A 16,429-nucleotide genomic window follows, 5' to 3' on the forward strand; every position below is an offset into this window, starting at 1 on the left:
GCCGGGTCGTCCACTTCGGACGGCCCGGCTCCCCGGCTCGGTCGGCTCGCGTTCAGTCAGCCCAGTAGAGCCGCATCGGGTTGTCCACCAACAGCTTCTGCCGCGCTTCGGCGCTCGGTGCGATGCGGGGCACGAAGTCGACCAGCGTGCCGTCGTCGGGCATGTGGCTCTTCATGTTGGGGTGCGGCCAGTCGGTGCCCCACAGGACGCGGTCCGGGAACTCCTCCACGAGCGCGCGGCCGAAGGGCACCACGTCGTCGTACGGCGGTCCGGCCACCGTGAGGCGTTCCGGGCCGGTGACCTTCACGTGGAAGTTCGGGTGCTCGCGCAGCAGGGTGCGGAAGCGGCCGAACTCCGGGCCGTCGACGGGTTTCGTCACGTCCGGGCGGCCCATGTGGTCCACCAGGACCGTGGTCGGCAGCGAGGTGAACAGGTCCCACTTCTCGGCGAGGTCCGCGGCCTCGAAATAGATCACGATGTGCCAGCCCAGCGGCGCGATCCGCGCGACCAGGTCGTGGTAGTACGCGTCGGGCTTCGGGTCCACGAGCCGGCGGACGAAGTTCAGCCGGATGCCGCGCACGCCGGCCGTGTGCAGCCGGGCGAGCTCCTCGTCGGACTCGGTGCCGCGGATCGTCGCGATGCCGCGGGAGCGCTCGCCCGCCGCGTCGAGCGCGTCGACCAGAGCGCTGTTGTCGGCACCGTGGCAGGTCGCCTGCACGATCACCTGGCGCTCGATGCCCAGGAAGTCGCGCAGGGCGAACAGCTTCTCCTTGCCGGCGTCGGTCGGCGTGTACTTGCGTTCCGGCGCATAGGGAAACTTGTCGCCCGGGCCGAACACGTGCGTGTGCACGTCGACGGTGCCCGGCGGAAGCACGAAGGCCGGCTTCGACGGGTCGGGGTCGTAGGAGAGCCAGCCGGGGTCGGCCGTGAACGCGCTCACACGCCCCTCGCCTTCAGCGCCTGGTCCAGGCGCGGGTAGACGCGGCGCACGTTGCCCTCGTACACCTTCGTCTTGTCCTCATCGGACAGTCCGAGCGCGTCGACGTAGCGGCGGGTGTCGTCGAAGTGGTGCCCGGTGCGCGAGTCGATGCCCCGCACGGCACCGACCATCTCCGAGCCGAACAGCACGTTGTCCACGTTGATCACGTCGAAGAGCAGGTTGATGCCCGGCTGGTGGTACACGCACGTGTCGAAGAAGACGTTCGGCATGACACCTTCGTCGGGCTCCGGGCGGCCGAGCATGTCGGCGAGCCCGCGGTAGCGGCCCCAGTGGTACGGCACCGCTCCGCCGCCGTGCGGGATCACGAAGCGCAGTGCCGGGAAGTCGGTGAACAGGTCCGACTGCAGGAACTGCATGAACGCCGTGGTGTCGGCGTTGAGGTAGTGCGCGCCCGTGGCGTGGAAGCTCGGGTTGTCCGAGGCCGACACGTGCACCATGGCCGGCACGTCGAGCTCCACCATGGCTTCGTAGAACGGATACCAGCTCTTGTCGGTGAGCGGCGGCGCGGTCCAGTGCCCGCCGCTCGGGTCGGGGTTGAGGTTGCAGCCCACGAACCCGAGCTCCTCCACGCAGCGGCGCAGCTCGGCCACGGAGTGCTCCACCGGGACTCCCGGCGACTGCGGCAGCTGGCAGACGCCGACGAACTTCTCGGGGTAGAGCGTGGTGACGCGGTGGACGAGGTCGTTGCACACCCGCGCCCACTCGGTGCTCACGGCCTCGTCACCGATGTGGTGGCCCATCGCCGACGCGCGCGGCGAGAACACCGTGAGGTCCACGCCGCGGTCGGCCATCAGCCCGAGCTGGCCCTGCACCGATTCGCGCAGCTCGTCGTCGCCGATCTCCGGGTACGCCGGAGCGGCGGTCCCCGCGTCGTACGCGGCGCGCTGCGCGTCCCGCCAGCTCGTGTGGGCCGCGGGCACGGTCGTGTAGTGGCCGTGACAGTCGATGATCACTCGGTGTCGCCTTTCGGGTCTTCTTCGGACATTCGCGTGCGGACCGCGTCGAGCAGCGGCAGCAGCCGCGACTCCAGGTCGCCGAGGTCTGCGGGCCGGTGGGCCGCCGCCCAGTCCTGGCGGCGTGCGATCGCTTCCGCCATCACGGGCTCGACGCCGGTCTCGGCCACGGTCACGGCGGCTTCCCGCAGCTCCTCGGCCCGGCGGACGCCGTGCTCCAGCGAGCGGGAAATCATGTATGCGGCGAGGCTCTCCCAGTCGTCGCTGGGCAGCAGGTTCGACAGCGACCCGAGGACGCGTCCCTCCACGCCCCACTCGCGCGCGGCGAGCAGAGACTCGGTGAGCAGGGCTTCGACGCCCTTGATCACCACGGAACGGCAGAGCTTGGTGGCCGCGGCCCGGCCGACGACGTCGGCGTAGACCTCCAGCCCGGTGAAGCCGAGCGGACGCGCGAACTCCGCGAACTCCGCCGCGTGCGGGCCGCCGAGCAGCATCGGGGCCGCGAGCCGCTTGGGGTTGATGGGCGACATCACGGCGGCCTCGACGTAGCGGCCGCCGGCCTTCTCGATCACCTCGGCGGAGGCCTGCTTCTGGCCGGGTGCCGCGGAGTTGAGGTCGAGGAACCAGCAGCCGGCGGGCAGCCCGTCGACGATCGACTTGGCCGCGGTGAGGTCGTTGGCCGCGGTCACGGCGCTGATCACCAGATCGGCTTCGCGAACGGCGTCGTGCGCGTCCACAGCGGACACCAGCCCGAACCGTTCGGCGTTGCGCGCCGCGGCGCTCGACGGATCCGCCAGCGCCACGTCCCACGCCGCGAGGTCCACCCCGGTGAGGTCTTCCGCCAGCACGGAACCCACCTCACCGAGGCCCAGCAACGCGATCGTCGTCACGCTGTCACCGCCTTCGGCTGCGGCTGGCCCGCGGCCGCGACGCCGAGGTCGACGTCCTTGGTCTCCGGGCCGATCAGCGAGCCGACGAACACGAGCGCGCCACCGAGCACGAGCAGGGCCGCGGCGGTGAGGCCCGACGGCATGATGTGCCCGAGCCAGTCCTGGTAGTAGGCGTAGAACGAGGTCAGGATCAGCGGCATGCTGTAGCCGAGACCGAAGCCGCTGCCGCGCACGGCGGGCGGGAACCGCTCGCACAGGTACGACGGCGTGACGGCGAACGTGCTGCCACCCGAGATCCGGATCACGAAGGTCAGCAACAGCACCGCGCCGAAGCCCGACCACCAGCCGAGGCTGATCGTGGCGAACGCGGCGGAGCAGACCACGCCGATGCCGATGCCGGACCACGCGAGGAACTTGCGCCGGCCGATCTTCTCCGACAAGGCACCCAGGAACGGGAACAGCACGGAATGGATTGCCTGCACGATCACGAGCGCCGCCGTCACCTGCTGCGCCGACACGTGCGCCTGGAACTGCAGCGCACTGGGCAGCAGGCCGGAAGCGAGGTTCGAGGCGAACCAGATGCCGCTCATGATCACGAACACCTGGAGGAACTGCTTGCGAGAGGAACCCACGAGCACGTCGCGGATCGGCGTGCGCGACTTCTTCGCCGACTTCCACGTCTCGGACTCCTCGACGGTGCGCGAGAAGTACCAGCAGAACACCGCGCACAGCAGCGCGCCCACGAGGAACGGCACGCGCCAGCCCCACTGGGAGTAGGCCGAGTTCACGCCACCGGAGGGCGCGATGCGCAACATCACGAAGGTCACCAGCGAAATGGCGCAGTACGAGATCGGGAAGCCCATGCCCACGAGGCCGCCGTACCAACCGCGTTTGCCGGTCGGGACCGCCTCCATGGCGAGCGGGGTGGCGCCGGTGTACTCGCCGCCGAGGAACACGCCGTCGATCAGGCGCAGCACCACCAGCAGCACCACGCCGAGCAGGCCCACGGCGTGGTAGCCGGGCAGCAGCGCGATGAGCAGCGTGCAGATGCCGCAGCCGGTGATCGACCACAGCGTCACGCGGCGGCGGCCGACCTTGTCGGCGAGGCGGCCGAAGATCATCGAGCCGAGCGGCCGCCCGAGCAGGGTGGCCACGAAGATCAGCGAAGTGATCACGGCCCGGCTGCCCGCGGAAACGGAGGGCGGGAGGAAGTAGTTCATCGCGGGCGTCAGCGCCACCACCGGCAGATACACGTCGAACATGTCGACGAAGAAGCCGAAGGAGGCGCCGATGACGGCGTTGCGGGTCGAAGTCTTGGCCCACGAGGCGGCGGGCGGTGACGTGGCCGGTCCGGTCATCGTCGTGATCATCTCCTGTCGTGCCGGGCGCGTCATCGCGGCCGGAGTGGTCCGAGGGAAGGTAACTCGTGGACCCAGATCGTCACAAGAGTCGTCTACGAAATTGTTGACAATCTCGTATGGGATGCTTAGCGTCATCCATCGAAGAGAGGAGCCGGGATGCCCACCACGCCGAAGGAAGGGGAGGTCGGCAAGCACGCCGCGCTCGACGCGCTGCGGGCCGCCCTTTTGGCGGGCGACGTCGTCCCGGGGCAGCGCCTGGTGGAGGCCGAGCTGGCCGAAACCTTCGGCGTCACGCGCGCGAGCATGCGGGCCGCCCTGATCGACCTGACCGCGGAAGGCCTGGTGGAGCGTATTCCGCACCGCGGGGCCCGGGTGCGGGTGGTGTCGATCGAGGAGGCCGTGGCCATCACCGAGTGCCGCATGGTGCTCGAAGGCCTGTGCGCGGCCAAGGCGGCCGAGAAGGTAAGCGACGACGAGATCGACTCGCTGCGTGAGCTGGCGAAGCGGCTGCAGGCCGCCGTCGACGAGGGCGAGTCGATGAAGTACTCCGAGCTGAACCGCGAGCTGCACCGCACGGTGCGGGAGATCGCGGGTCAGTCCGTGGCGGCGGAGCTGCTGGAGCGGCTCCACGGCCAGATCGTCCGCCACCAGTTCCGGCTCGCCATGCGCGCGGGCCGGCCGCACGTATCGCTGCCCGAGCACCTGGCGATCATCGACGCGATCGCCCGCCGCGACCCGGACGCCGCCGAGCAAGCGGCCCGGGCGCACCTGCGCAGCGTGATCACCGCGCTGCGCGAGACCGACAACTGAGCGATGGAGCAGGCTGAATGAACAACGTGGTGGTGACCGACGTCCCCCGGGCGCCCGGCGGCAAGATCGACGAGCTGGCCGGCTTCGGGGTCGCCACGGTGCACGAGGCGCTCGGGCGCGTCGGCTACGTCGGCACCGAGCACCGCCCGCTGCACCGCGGCTCCCGCATCGGCGGTTCGGCCGTGACGGCGCTGTGCTGGCCCGGCGACAACATGATGATCCACGCCGCGGTCGAGCAGTGCCAGCCGGGGGACATCCTCGTCGTCACCACCGCTTCCCCTTCGACCGACGGGATGTTCGGCGAGCTGCTCGCCACGTCGCTGGTGTCGCGCGGCGTGCGGGGTCTCGTGATCGACGCGGGCGTGCGTGATGTCGCGGAGCTCAAGGAAATGGGCTTCCCGGTGTGGTCGCGGGCGATCAGCGCGCAGGGCACCGTGAAGGCGACGGCCGGTTCGGTCAACGTGCCGGTGACCGTCGGCGGACAGACCATCCACGCCGGCGACGTGATCCTGGCCGACGACGACGGCGTGCTGCGAGTCGCGCAGATCGACGTCGAACGGGGCATCACCGCTTCGAAGGCGCGTCTGGCCAAGGAGGAAGCCACACGGGCGGCCCTCGCCGGCGGTGAGCTGGGGCTCGACCGCTACGGGCTGCGCGAGAAACTCACTTCGCTGGGCGTGCGGTGGGTGACCGCCGAGGAGTACGCGAAGGAGCAGGCGTGACGACCGCCGACGAACTCCCTCCCGCGGAGGCGGCATGAACGCCGTCCCCTGCCTGCTGATGCGCGGCGGCACGTCCAAGGGCGCGTACTTCCGCGCCGAGGACCTGCCCTCCGACGCGGCGGAGCGCGACGACCTGCTGCTGCGCATCATGGGCAGCCCCGACCCGCGCCAGATCGACGGCATCGGCGGCGCCCACCCGCTCACCAGCAAGGTGGCCGTGGTGTCGCCGAGCACGACGCCCGGCGCGGACGTCGACTACCTGTTCCTGCAGCTCGGCGTGGCCGAGGCGACCGTGACCGACCGGCAGAACTGCGGCAACCTGCTCGCGGGCGTCGGCCCGTTCGCGGTGGAACGCGGCCTCGTGCCGGCCGGCGACGGCGAGACGACCGTGCGGATCCGGATGGTCAACTCGGACAGCACCGCCGTCGCCCGCTTCCCCACTCCCGGCGGGGTCGTCGACTACACGGGTGACACGGCGATCTCCGGCGTGCCCGGTACCGCGGCGCCGGTGGTGCTCGACTTCGCCGACACCGCCGGCTCGACGGGCCACGGCCTGCTCCCGACCGGGCACCTCGTGGACACTGTGGACGGTGTGCCGGTGACCTGTGTGGACAACGGCATGCCGGTGGTCGTCGCGCGGGCCGCCGACTTCGGGCTCACCGGCTACGAAACGCCTGAGCAGCTCAAGGCCGACACCGCGCTGCGGGACCGGATCCAGTCGCTGCGATTGCGGGCGGCCGAGCTGATGGGCCTCGGCGACGTGCGCGACAGCTCGGTCCCGAAGACCACGCTCGTCGCGCCGCCCGTCGACGGTGGCACGATCTGCACCCGCACGTTCATCCCGCTCGAACCGCACACGTCGATCGGGGTGCTCGGGGCCGTCAGCGTGGCCACGGCGCTCCTGCTGGACGGCGCCGTCGGGCACGAGCTGGCGAAGCTGCCCGGCACCTCGCGCATCGACGTCGAGCACCCGACCGGCCACCTGCAGGTCGAGGTCGAGGTGGACCCGGGCGAGACCCCGCCGCGGGTGCGCCGCAGCGGGGTCGTGCGCACGGCCCGGAAGCTGTTCGACGGCACGGTTTTCCCGCGCTGACGCCTTCCCCGGGGGTGCCGCTCAGGCGCCCCTGGGGAAAGCGTGCCTGCGGCCGCCGACCACCGCGACCGCCGCGAAGACCAGCAGCACCAATGAAGCCCACGTGATCGACGCCGTGCCCAGGCTCGCGATCAAGAGCCCGCCGACGAGCCCGCCGAGAGCGATCGAGCCGGAGAAGAACGAGATCACGATCGACTGCGCGACGTCGGCGGCTTCGGCCGTCGCGGTGATCGCGCCGCCGATGAACAGGCTCGGCGAACTGCCGAACGCCAGGCCCCACGCCGCGGCGGCGAGGTAGACGAGCGCGGGCACACCCGAGAGCACCGCCAGGACCAGCACGCTCACCGCGAACAGCAGTGTGCTCGCGACGATCAGCTTGCGCAGGTGGTGGTCGATGTGCGCGCCGACCACGCCCACGCTCAGCACCGACGTGACACCGAAGGCGAACAGCACCCACCCGGCCTGGCTCTCCATGCCGGCAAAGCGCAGGAAGTCGGTCACGTAGGTGTAGAGGATGTTGTGCGCCACCATGTACGTGGTGAGCGCGAACAGGATCGTGCGCAGCCCGGGCATCGCGAGGACCTGGCGGAGCGTGAAGCGTTCGTGGCCCGCTTGGCCGGACAGGTTCGCGAGGTTCACCACGAACCAGAGCATGTTCAGCACGCTCAGCGCCGCCGAGACCCAGAACGCCGTCTGCCAGCCGCCGAAGGTGCTCAGCCACGTGCCCACCGGCACGCCGAGGGCCAGCGAGATCGGCGTGCCCGCCAGCGCGATGGCGATGGCACGGCCCTGCACGCTCGGCGGCGACAGGCGCGCGGCGTACCCGGCGAGCTGCGTCCAGACCAGCGCGGTGCCGAGGCCGGCGACGAAGCGGATCACCATCGTGAGGGTGTAGTCGGTGGACAACGCGGTGAGCGCGTTGGTGATCGCGACGGTGCCCAGGGCGACCTGCAGCACGGTCTTACGCGACCACTTCGCGGTCAGGCGCGAGAGCGGGATCGCGGCGAGCGCGGTGGCGGCGGCGTAGATCGTGACGATCTGGCCGGTGGCCGCGACGCTCGTGTGCAGGGTCCGGCTGATTTCCGGCAGCAGACCGGCGGGCAGGCACTCGGTGAGGATGCCGATGAACCCGGCGAGGAAGAGGCCGAAAAGGGCCTTGCCCGGGAGCCGGTCCCGGCCACGCGCGGTGGCGGGCGAAGTTGTGGTTGTCTCGGTCATCTCACTGATCCCTCTCATTGGTGCCGGGCCGCTCGGCGGGCACTGTTCACTGTGCGCCGGGCCCGAGGGGTTACCCAGGTGCCCGTTTCGCGTACGTCCCGCGTGCCTACTACTGGCAGGGACAGGCTCAGGAGCAGCGATTAGTCGGTTCGGGCGCGATACTGAGGGACATGGCCACGCACCCCCGCACCGAGCAGGCGCTGGATCCACGCGCGGAGCTGAGCGAGTTCCTGCGCTCACGGCGCGCCCGCCTGAAGCCGGCCGATGTGGGCCTGCCCGAGTACGGCCGGCGCCGGCGCGTGCCGGGGTTGCGGCGTGAGGAGCTGGCGCAGCTGGCCGGGGTTTCCGTCGCGTACTACACGCGGCTGGAGCAGGGCAACGGCCGCAACGTCTCGCTCGAAGTGCTGACTGCGATCTCCACCGCGCTGAACCTGTCGGAGACCGAACACGCGCACCTGCTGCACCTGGCCAAGCCCCAGCAGCGCAAACGGCCCGCGCCGCGGCAACGGCAGCAGGTGCGGCCCGTGCTGCAGACGATGCTCGACGCGATCGAGAGCGTGCCCGCGTACGTGTGGGGCCGCCGCACCGACGTGCTCGCCTGGAACAGCACGGCGTCGGCACTCTTCGGCGACTGGGCCGCGCGGGCGCCGGAAGACCGCAACTGGGCCCGCATCGTTTTCCTCGATCCGGCCGCGCACAGCCTGTACGCGGACTGGCGCACCAAGGCGGCCGACGTCGTCGGGCAGCTGCGGCTCGACGCCGGGCAGCATCCGAACGACCCGCTGCTCACCGAGCTGGTCGGGGAACTGTCGGTGAAGAGCGACGAATTCCGCACGCTGTGGGCCGCGCGCGACGTGAAGCGCAAGACGCACGGAACGATGCGGTTGCGGCACCCCCTCGTGGGTGAGCTGACGTTGTCCTACGAGACGTTCACGCTGCCCGAGGACCAGGACCAGGCGTTGTCGGTGTACCACACCGAGCCCGGTTCGAAGTCGCAGGAAGCGTTGCGGCTGCTGGCGAGCTGGGGCCCGGACGCGGCCGCCGCGGTCGATCACGCTCGCGCGTCGGAGGCTTCGAACCACTAGCCTGGACCGCGTGACCTCCGACTACACGTCCACAGTGGACATCGCCCGGCCCGCCGGCGACGAGCGCACCGCCGAGCAGTGGGCGCGAGCCGTCTGGGAAGACGCGCCGGCGCCGCTGCGGGCGTTCCTGCGCGTGGGCTGGCGGTGCCTTGGCCTGCAGACCCAGCCCGGGCCGGGCCGGGTGCTCGGCTGGACGGTCGTGAGCTCCGAACCCGGCAGCGTGGTGCTCGAAGCGCCGTCGGCGTTGGTGACCACGCGCAATTCCGTCGACGTCGGCTCGCGGGTGCGCTGGACCACCACCGTGCGGTTCGACCGTGCGCCGGCCCGGGCGTTGTGGGCACTCGCGGCGCCGATCCACGCGGTGGTCATCCCGTGGCGGCTGCGCGAGGCCGCCCAGCGCGGCAGCGGATGGCACCGGCTGGTGACGACGTTTCAGCGCCGCGTCGGCAACCCCGTGCTGTCGCGGCTGCCCGGCCAGGTCCTGCTGGAAACCACGGGCCGCACGTCGGGTCTCCCCCGCCGCACGCCCGTCGGCGGCCGGCGCACCGGCGACGAGTTCTGGCTGGTGTCGGAGTTCGGCACCCGCTCGCAGTACGTCCGCAACCTGCAGGCCGACCCGCGCGTCCGCGTGCGGCTTCGCGGGCGCTGGCACCGCGGGACCGCCCACGTCCTCCCCGACGACGACGCCGTGGCCCGGCTGAAGTCGTTGCCACGCTTGAACAGCGCCGGGGTGCGGACCTTGGGCAACAACCTGCTGACGGTGCGCGTCGACCTGGAGTGAGCGCTAGCGGGCCAGCCGTTCGGCGAGCCATTTGAGGGCCGGCGGGTAGCGGTAGTCGATGCCGCCGTGGCCGGCGTCGAAGAGCTCGAAGTGCAGGCGGTCCTCGGGCAGGCCGGCCTTGAGGAGCTCGTCGCGGAACGCGGCGGCGCCGAGGTCGAGGAACCACTCGTCGCGGGTGCCGGCGTCGATCCAGACCGAGTCCAGGGAGCGCAGCGTCTCGGCGTGCGCGGGAGCCATGCGGACCGGGTCCCACGCGAGCCAGCGGTCCCAGACGTCCGGTTTGAGCACACCGGTCACCGGGTCGAAGGGCAACTCGGGCGTGCCGTCCGCGCGCGCGGAGAAGCACGCGGCGACGCCGAGGGCCACGAGCAGCGACTCGTCACCCGGTTTGGTGAACGCCGGGCGTGAGCGGAAGTCGTCCCACCAGCGGAAGATGTCGTGGTCGTACTCGCGCAGCACGCGCGCGGCCTTGCCGAACTCGGGCACGTAACTGAGCTCGTAGAGCGTGTCTCCGGCGTGCGTGGCGAGCGCGCCGAACAGATCGGGGCGCAGCATCGGCGTGATCATCGCGCCGAAGCCGCCGGACGACTTGCCGGTGATCGCGCGTGACTCGCGCGCGGGGATGGTGCGGTAGTGCGCGTCGACCCACGGCACGATCTCGTCGCAGAGGTACGAGTGGTAGCGGCCGGTGCCGGGTGAGTCGACGAACTGCGAGCCGCCGTAGGAGGTCCAGGCGTCGACGTAGACCACGACGCAGGGCGGCGCGCCGTCGGCGAACACCGCGTCGGCCGTTTCGAGGTACGGCTGACGGAACGCGGTGCGGTTGGCCCACATCGTGACCTGGCCGGTGTAGCCCTGGATCACGTAGATCACCGGGTAGCGCGCCTCGGAGTCGTCGTAGCCAGGCGGGACGTACACCCACAGGGGCCGCTCGTGCGGGTCGCCGAGCGGGTTGTCCCGCAGCAGCTCCGAGGTGATCGTGTGACGGTCGAGCCGGCCGGCGAGCGGGGCATCCCAGGGCAGCATGGCGACAGTCAACCAGGTCCGCGCGGTGAGTGGCGGCGTTCCACAGTGGATTCGGGCCCGTTCCGGGTTCTTGACACACGCGAGTTTGCCCGACCATGCTCGCGTCCGGGCGTGGTGCCCCCTCGACGGTGGGAGGCACGGCGGGCCATGACGGTTCTCGGGTGGCTGCGAAGCCGGGACAACAACCTCTCGGCGCTGCGCCGCACGGGCCGGGCCGCGATCATCCTGCCGTCGCTGTTCGCGGTCGGGAACCTGGTGCTGGGCAGCGCGCTGACGGGCCTGTTCGCGTCCGTCGGCTCGGTGGCGCTGCTGCTGTTCGTCGACTTCGGCGGGCCGATCCGCGACCGCGTGTTCGCGCAGGGCGCGCTCGTGCTCGCCGGCGGCTTCCTGATCTCGCTGGGCACGCTGGTGTCGCGGGTCGTCTGGCTCGCGGCGGTGACCACGGTGGTGGTGGCGTTCGTGGTGCTGTTCGCCGCAGTGGTGAGCTCCGTGATCGCCAGTGCGACGACGTCGCTGCTCGTGTCGTTCATCCTGCCCGCGACGCTGCCCGGCTCGCTCGCCACGCTGCCCGACCGGCTGCTCGGTTGGGGCATGGCGGGGGTCGTGTCGATGGCCGCCATCGCCGTGCTGTGGCCCTCGCCGGTACGCAACCCGCTGCGGATCGCGACGGCCCGCGCGTGCGCGTTGCTGGCGCAGCGGCTGCGGACCGAGGTCGAGTGCGTGCGCTGCGGATTCCTGCCGAACCTGGTGGCGCAGGTCGACGACATCGTCGCGGAGTCGAGTGCCGCCGTCGCCGCGCTGCGGGACTCGTTCTTCGGCACGCCCTACCGCCCGACGGGGCTGACGACCTCGACGCGCACGCTCGTGCGGCTCATCGACGAGGTCGTGTGGCTCGAGGAGATCCTGGCGCGGATGCCCGTCGCCGAAGGTCACGGCGCCACGACGGCGGCGGTGTCGGAGGTCAAGCTGGCCGCCGCCGTGCTGCTCGACCACGGCGCGGGGCTGCTGAAGGCGGTGGCTTCGGCGCCCGACGACCTGGTGGCCGAGCTCGCGCGGCTGCGGGACGCGCGCGGGGAGATGGAAGCCACCGCGACGTCGGCGCTGCCGGACCCGGACACCGCGGAGTTCGTGACGTCGCTCGAACCGAGTTTCGGCGCCCAGGAGATGAGCTTCGCGATCTCGGAGATCGCGCAGAACATCGAGCTGACCGTGGCGGCGCGGCGGCGGACCTGGTGGGAGCACCTGATCGGGCGGCGCCCGGACGGCGCCGGTTCGGCGTTGTCGTCGGTGCAGGAGCGGACCGGCGCGCACGTCGCCTGGAACTCGGTGACGCTGCACAACAGCCTGCGCGGCGGCATCGCGCTCGGGGCGGCCGTGCTGATCGCGGAGCTGACCGGGGTGGAGCACTCGTTCTGGGTCGCGTTCGGCACGATGGCCGTGCTGCGGTCCAACGCGCTGAGCACCGGGCAGAGCGCGGTGCGGGCGCTGCTCGGCACGGTCGCGGGAATCGTGGTCGGCAGCGTGCTGATCCTGCTGCTCGGCCACGACACGACGGTGTTCTGGGCGCTGCTGCCGATCGCGGTGGTGTTCACCGGGCTCGCGCCCGCCGTGATCTCGTTCGCCGCCGGGCAGGCCGGGTTCACGGTCGTGCTGTTGCTGCTGTTCTCGCTCATCCAGCCGGCCGGGCTGCGGATCGGGCTGGTGCGGGTGGAGGACGTGGCGATCGGGTGCGCCGTGAGCCTCGTGGTGGGGTTCGTGTTCTGGCCGCGCGGCGCCGCGGCCGAGCTGCGGCGCGCCGTGGCGGACGGGCTCGCCGACATCGCCCGCTACCTGCGCGGCGCCGTCGAGTACGGCGTGAGCCGCTGCGACGCGCTGGTCCCCGCGACCGCCGAGCCCGGCGACGAGAACCGCCGCGCCGCCGCCGCGGCCCGCCGCCTGGACGACGCCTTCCGCGTGTTCCTCACCGAGCGCGGCCCGAAGCACGTGCCCCTGGCCGACGTCGCGGCGATGATCACGGCCGTCGCGGTCCTCCGCTTGACGGCGGAGGCCGTGCTGGACCTGTGGCGCCGCGAGACCGGCGGCGCCGTCGGCGACCGCACCGCCGCGCGGGTGGAGGTCCTCGCGGCGAGCGACGAACTGGCCCGCTGGTACGAAGCCACCGCCGACGCCCTCACCGGCTCCGGCATCGTCCCGCCGCTGAAGTCCCGCGACCCGGCCGCCGACGCGCGCCTCCTGACGGCCGTCCACCGCGACCTCTCCGGCGACGACCACCAGGGCACCGCGACCGCCGTGAAGATGATCTGGACCGCCGACCACCTCGACGCGGCCCGCCGCCTGCAGCCCACCCTGGTCAGCCCGGTGACGACGGCTTCGCGGCATTCGTCGTTGATGAGCTGAGGAGCGCTACTCCGTCGCCTTCCCCACCAGCGTCGCGAGCCCCTTGCCCAGCGCCCCCACCGCGGCCGCGCTGCCGTCGCCCAGGTTGTGGCGCTCGGCGAGCCACGTGGCGTCGTTGTAGGTGACGTGGACGGCGCCCTGGTCATCTTCCCAGGCGAGCGCCTTCAGCGGCAGATCGAGGCCGCTCGTGGGGCCGTCGGCGAGCAGCGGGGTGCCGCCGCGGCCGTGGCCGAACACCAGCAGCTGCATGGGCCGAAGCTCGAGGCCCGCGGCGACCGCGTTGGCCGCGTGGTCGATGCGCGCGAACACGATCAGCCCCGCGTTCTCGGCCAGCTCCACGAGCCGGTCCACGGTCTCCCCCACCGGCCGGCTGCTCGCGACCGTCACCAGGCCTTCTCCCGCCATCACCACTCCCTCGTCCACGCCGGGTTCCCGCGTGGACGCTACTCCCCCGCGTTATTCCCGATCGGGCAGGAAAACCCCGGCTTTCCCAATGGCTGGTTCCGGCTGCCGCACCCGCGTGTCCCGGCGCACACTGCGAAGGCAGGCCGAGCGGAAAGGACGCGCACATGGCAGGTGGACCCTTGCTCGCCGTCGCACTGGAGGGAGCCGGCTGGCACCCGGCGGCGTGGCGGGAGCCGGCGGCACGGCCGGCCGAGCTGCTCACGGCCGGGTACTGGACCGGCCTGGTGCAGGAGGCCGAAGCGGCGAAGCTGGATTTCGTCACCTTCGAGGACTTCCTGTCCCTGCGCGCCGACGCCCGCGGCCCGTTCGAGGACCGCACCGACGTCGTCCAGGGCCGGCTCGACGCGGTGCTCATCGCCTCGCGCGTCGCACCGGTGACCTCGCGCATCGGCCTGGTGCCGACGGCTGTGGTCACCCACACGGAGCCGTTCCACCTGTCGAAGGCCATCGCGACGCTCGACTACGTCAGCGGCGGCCGGGCGGGCGTGCGCGTGCAGGTGTCGCGCCACGAGGAGGAGTACCGCAACTTCGGCCGTCGCGAACCGGCCGACGCCGCGGACCTGTTCGACGAGGCCGCGGACTACGTCGAGGTGCTGCGCCGGCTCTGGGACAGCTGGGAGGACGACGCGGAGATCCGCGACGTCGCCACCGGCCGGTTCGTCGACCGCGAGAAACTGCACTACATCGACTTCGAGGGCCGCTGGTTCTCGGTGAAGGGCCCGTCGATCACGCCGCGGCCGCCGCAGGGCCAGCCGCCCGTCGCCGCCTTGGCGCACAACGACCGTGCTTACCGGCTGGCCGACAAAGCCGCCGACCTCGTGTACGTGACACCGCAAGACCGGGCGGACGTCACGAAAATCCGCGCCGCCGTGGACGAGCGCCTGCGAGTGTTCGCCGACCTCGTGGTGTTCCTCGACGACAAGCCGGGCGCCGCCGCCGACCGCAAGGCGCGCCTCGACGACCTCGCCGGCACCGAGTACACCTCCGACGCGCACGTCTTCACCGGCACGCCCGCCGAGCTCGCCGACCTGCTGCTCGACTGGCACGCCGCCGGCCTGACCGGGTTCCGGCTGCGACCGGGCGCGCTGCCCGACGACCTCACCGCCGTCACGCGCGGACTCGTGCCCGAGCTGCGCGGGCGCGGCGCGTTCCGCCACGACTACGAAGCCGCCACGCTGCGGGGCCTGCTCGGCCTGCCCCGCCCCGCGAACCGCTACGCCGCCTGAGGAGGGACCCGATGACCGAGCCGAAGCAGATCCACCTCGCGGCGCACTTCCCGGGCGTCAACAACACCACTGTGTGGAGCGACCCGGAGGCGGGCAGCCACATCGAGTTCAGCTCGTTCGTGAAGCTCGCGCAGACGGCCGAGCGCGCCAAGTTCGACTTCTTCTTCCTCGCCGAAGGCCTGCGGCTTCGCGAGCAGAACGGCCTCATCTACGACCTCGACGTCGTCGGGCGCCCCGACACGTTCACGGTCCTCTCGGCGCTGGCCGCCGTCACCGAGCGGCTGGGGCTCGCGGGCACGATCAACTCGACGTTCAACGAGCCGTTCGACGTGGCGCGCCAGTTCGCGTCGCTGGATCACCTCTCGGCCGGGCGCGCGGCGTGGAACGTCGTGACGTCGTGGGACGCCTTCACCGGCGAGAACTTCCGCCGCGGCGGGTTCCTGCCGCAGGACCAGCGGTACTCGCGCGCCGAGACGTTCCTGCGCACGGCCTGGGAGCTGTTCGACTCCTGGCGCGGCGACGAGGTCCTCGCGGACAAGGCGAGCGGCCGCTTCCTGTCCGACGCCCACGCCGGCGCGTTCTCCCACCACGACCAGCACTTCACCATCGACGGTCGCTTCCCCGTGCCGCGTGGCCCGCAGGGCCGGCCGGTCACCATCCAGGCCGGCGACTCCGACGAGGGCCGCGAGTTCGCCGCCGCCACGGCCGACGCCATCTTCAGCCGCTACGGCACGCTCGAGACCGGCCGGCCGTTCTACCGCGACGTGAAGGGCCGCCTCGCGAAGTACGGCCGCACGCCCGACCAGCTCGTGATCATGCCCGCCGCGACCTTCGTGCTCGGCGACACCGACGCCGACGCCCACGAGAAAGCCCACGTGGTGCGGCTGCAGCAGGTCAGCGAGCAGACGGCGATCAAGTTCCTCGAACAGCTCTGGAACACCGACCTGTCCGAGCACGACCCGAACGGCCCGCTGCCCGACTTCGACCCGGTCGTCGGCGAGGACCTGATCTCGAAGGGCCGCGCCAGCGTGCGGATGTACCGGGACCCGCTGGCCACGGCGAAGGAGTGGCGCCAGCTCGCGGAGGCCAAGAACCTGACCGCGCGGGAGGTCATCATCGAGGTCACGGGGCGCCAGACGTTCATCGGCTCCCCGACGACCGTCGCGACCGCCATCAACGACCTCGTGCAGAACGATGCCGCCGACGGGTTCATCCTCGTGCCCCACGTGACGCCGGGCGGGCTCGACGAGTTCGCGGACACCGTGGTGCCGCTGCTGCAGGACCGCGGGGTGTTCCGGACGGAGTACTCGGGTACGACGCTGCGAGACCACCTGGGACTCTCGCAGCCCTGACACCGCAGGTGCGCCGGCGACGCCCCCTGTGGGCCGGCCGCGCCCTCACG

Annotated in this window: 15 protein-coding genes; 8 read left to right on the top strand and 7 right to left on the bottom strand. The window is 71.7% G+C overall.

Translation table 11 applies throughout. The features are described 5' to 3' along the window. Nucleotides 1-52: 52 nt before the first annotated feature. The 4 genes from AB0H62_RS42570 to AB0H62_RS42585 are packed head-to-tail and all read right to left on the bottom strand — an operon-like array spanning nucleotide 53 to nucleotide 4,201. The gene (locus AB0H62_RS42570) at nucleotides 53-940 is read right to left on the bottom strand and encodes an amidohydrolase family protein (protein WP_220240474.1); all 888 of its coding nucleotides are present in this window, start codon (nucleotides 938-940) and stop codon (nucleotides 53-55) included. Further along, the gene (locus AB0H62_RS42575) at nucleotides 937-1,953 is read right to left on the bottom strand and encodes an amidohydrolase family protein (protein ID WP_220240473.1); all 1,017 of its coding nucleotides are present in this window, start codon (nucleotides 1,951-1,953) and stop codon (nucleotides 937-939) included. Before AB0H62_RS42575 ends, AB0H62_RS42570 begins: the two co-directional genes overlap by 4 nt. Continuing rightward, a complete protein-coding gene (locus AB0H62_RS42580; protein ID WP_360592086.1) occupies nucleotides 1,950-2,843 on the bottom strand; it encodes a DUF1932 domain-containing protein in 894 nt (297 codons plus the stop codon). Before AB0H62_RS42580 ends, AB0H62_RS42575 begins: the two co-directional genes overlap by 4 nt. Then, nucleotides 2,840-4,201 (bottom strand): MFS transporter, encoded by a 1,362-nt coding sequence (locus AB0H62_RS42585; RefSeq protein WP_360592087.1) that lies wholly within the window; start codon nucleotides 4,199-4,201, stop codon nucleotides 2,840-2,842. Before AB0H62_RS42585 ends, AB0H62_RS42580 begins: the two co-directional genes overlap by 4 nt. A gap of 159 nt (nucleotides 4,202-4,360) precedes the next feature. Here AB0H62_RS42585 and AB0H62_RS42590 point away from each other — a divergent pair, with 159 nt between their 5' ends. The 3 genes from AB0H62_RS42590 to AB0H62_RS42600 are packed head-to-tail and all read left to right on the top strand — an operon-like array spanning nucleotide 4,361 to nucleotide 6,829. Further along, a complete protein-coding gene (locus tag AB0H62_RS42590) occupies nucleotides 4,361-5,014 on the top strand; it encodes a GntR family transcriptional regulator (protein WP_220240470.1) in 654 nt (217 codons plus the stop codon). 17 nt (nucleotides 5,015-5,031) lie between these two features. Then, complete coding sequence (locus AB0H62_RS42595; RefSeq protein ID WP_220240469.1) at nucleotides 5,032-5,736, top strand: 4-carboxy-4-hydroxy-2-oxoadipate aldolase/oxaloacetate decarboxylase; 705 nt, start codon at nucleotides 5,032-5,034, stop codon at nucleotides 5,734-5,736. Nucleotides 5,737-5,770: 34 nt separating this feature from the next. After that, a complete protein-coding gene (locus tag AB0H62_RS42600; protein WP_360592088.1) occupies nucleotides 5,771-6,829 on the top strand; it encodes a 4-oxalomesaconate tautomerase in 1,059 nt (352 codons plus the stop codon). Between the two features lie 21 nt (nucleotides 6,830-6,850). Here the strand turns inward: AB0H62_RS42600 and AB0H62_RS42605 are convergent, their stop codons facing one another. Beyond that, complete coding sequence (locus AB0H62_RS42605; protein WP_360592089.1) at nucleotides 6,851-8,047, bottom strand: MFS transporter; 1,197 nt, start codon at nucleotides 8,045-8,047, stop codon at nucleotides 6,851-6,853. 170 nt (nucleotides 8,048-8,217) lie between these two features. Between AB0H62_RS42605 and AB0H62_RS42610 the strand changes: the two genes are divergently transcribed. Both AB0H62_RS42610 and AB0H62_RS42615 read left to right on the top strand, forming a co-directional pair. Beyond that, complete coding sequence (locus AB0H62_RS42610; protein WP_255638002.1) at nucleotides 8,218-9,132, top strand: helix-turn-helix domain-containing protein; 915 nt, start codon at nucleotides 8,218-8,220, stop codon at nucleotides 9,130-9,132. A gap of 10 nt (nucleotides 9,133-9,142) precedes the next feature. Continuing rightward, nucleotides 9,143-9,913 (top strand): nitroreductase/quinone reductase family protein, encoded by a 771-nt coding sequence (locus AB0H62_RS42615; protein ID WP_360592090.1) that lies wholly within the window; start codon nucleotides 9,143-9,145, stop codon nucleotides 9,911-9,913. Nucleotides 9,914-9,916: 3 nt separating this feature from the next. Here the strand turns inward: AB0H62_RS42615 and AB0H62_RS42620 are convergent, their stop codons facing one another. Continuing rightward, a complete protein-coding gene (locus AB0H62_RS42620; RefSeq protein WP_360592091.1) occupies nucleotides 9,917-10,939 on the bottom strand; it encodes an alpha/beta hydrolase-fold protein in 1,023 nt (340 codons plus the stop codon). A 147-nt stretch (nucleotides 10,940-11,086) separates the two neighbouring features. On the opposite strand from AB0H62_RS42620, the gene AB0H62_RS42625 reads away from it, so the two are divergent. Next, complete coding sequence (locus AB0H62_RS42625; RefSeq protein WP_360592092.1) at nucleotides 11,087-13,336, top strand: FUSC family protein; 2,250 nt, start codon at nucleotides 11,087-11,089, stop codon at nucleotides 13,334-13,336. A gap of 6 nt (nucleotides 13,337-13,342) precedes the next feature. On the opposite strand, the gene AB0H62_RS42630 is transcribed toward AB0H62_RS42625, so the two are convergent. Continuing rightward, nucleotides 13,343-13,759, bottom strand: a complete 417-nt coding sequence (locus AB0H62_RS42630) for a DUF302 domain-containing protein (RefSeq protein WP_255638001.1) — start codon at nucleotides 13,757-13,759, stop codon at nucleotides 13,343-13,345. Nucleotides 13,760-13,905: 146 nt separating this feature from the next. On the opposite strand from AB0H62_RS42630, the gene AB0H62_RS42635 reads away from it, so the two are divergent. Both AB0H62_RS42635 and AB0H62_RS42640 read left to right on the top strand, forming a co-directional pair. Then, complete coding sequence (locus AB0H62_RS42635; RefSeq protein ID WP_220240463.1) at nucleotides 13,906-15,027, top strand: LLM class flavin-dependent oxidoreductase; 1,122 nt, start codon at nucleotides 13,906-13,908, stop codon at nucleotides 15,025-15,027. Nucleotides 15,028-15,038: 11 nt separating this feature from the next. Continuing rightward, a complete protein-coding gene (locus AB0H62_RS42640; RefSeq protein WP_360592093.1) occupies nucleotides 15,039-16,379 on the top strand; it encodes an NtaA/DmoA family FMN-dependent monooxygenase in 1,341 nt (446 codons plus the stop codon). Nucleotides 16,380-16,429 lie beyond the last annotated feature (50 nt).

It is taken from the genome of Amycolatopsis sp. NPDC050768, assembly GCF_040654155.1.
In the GTDB taxonomy this organism is placed as follows: Bacteria; Actinomycetota; Actinomycetes; order Mycobacteriales; family Pseudonocardiaceae; genus Amycolatopsis.

Coding starts and splice junctions, on each gene's coding strand:
- AB0H62_RS42625 (WP_360592092.1), top strand. CDS start 11,087: ATGACGGTTCTCGGGTGGCTGCGAAGCCGGGACAACAACCTCTCGGCG.
- AB0H62_RS42600 (WP_360592088.1), top strand. CDS start 5,771: ATGAACGCCGTCCCCTGCCTGCTGATGCGCGGCGGCACGTCCAAGGGC.
- AB0H62_RS42585 (WP_360592087.1), bottom strand. CDS start 4,201: ATGACCGGACCGGCCACGTCACCGCCCGCCGCCTCGTGGGCCAAGACT.
- AB0H62_RS42595 (WP_220240469.1), top strand. CDS start 5,032: ATGAACAACGTGGTGGTGACCGACGTCCCCCGGGCGCCCGGCGGCAAG.
- AB0H62_RS42635 (WP_220240463.1), top strand. CDS start 13,906: ATGGCAGGTGGACCCTTGCTCGCCGTCGCACTGGAGGGAGCCGGCTGG.
- AB0H62_RS42590 (WP_220240470.1), top strand. CDS start 4,361: ATGCCCACCACGCCGAAGGAAGGGGAGGTCGGCAAGCACGCCGCGCTC.
- AB0H62_RS42605 (WP_360592089.1), bottom strand. CDS start 8,047: ATGACCGAGACAACCACAACTTCGCCCGCCACCGCGCGTGGCCGGGAC.
- AB0H62_RS42610 (WP_255638002.1), top strand. CDS start 8,218: ATGGCCACGCACCCCCGCACCGAGCAGGCGCTGGATCCACGCGCGGAG.
- AB0H62_RS42620 (WP_360592091.1), bottom strand. CDS start 10,939: ATGCTGCCCTGGGATGCCCCGCTCGCCGGCCGGCTCGACCGTCACACG.
- AB0H62_RS42640 (WP_360592093.1), top strand. CDS start 15,039: ATGACCGAGCCGAAGCAGATCCACCTCGCGGCGCACTTCCCGGGCGTC.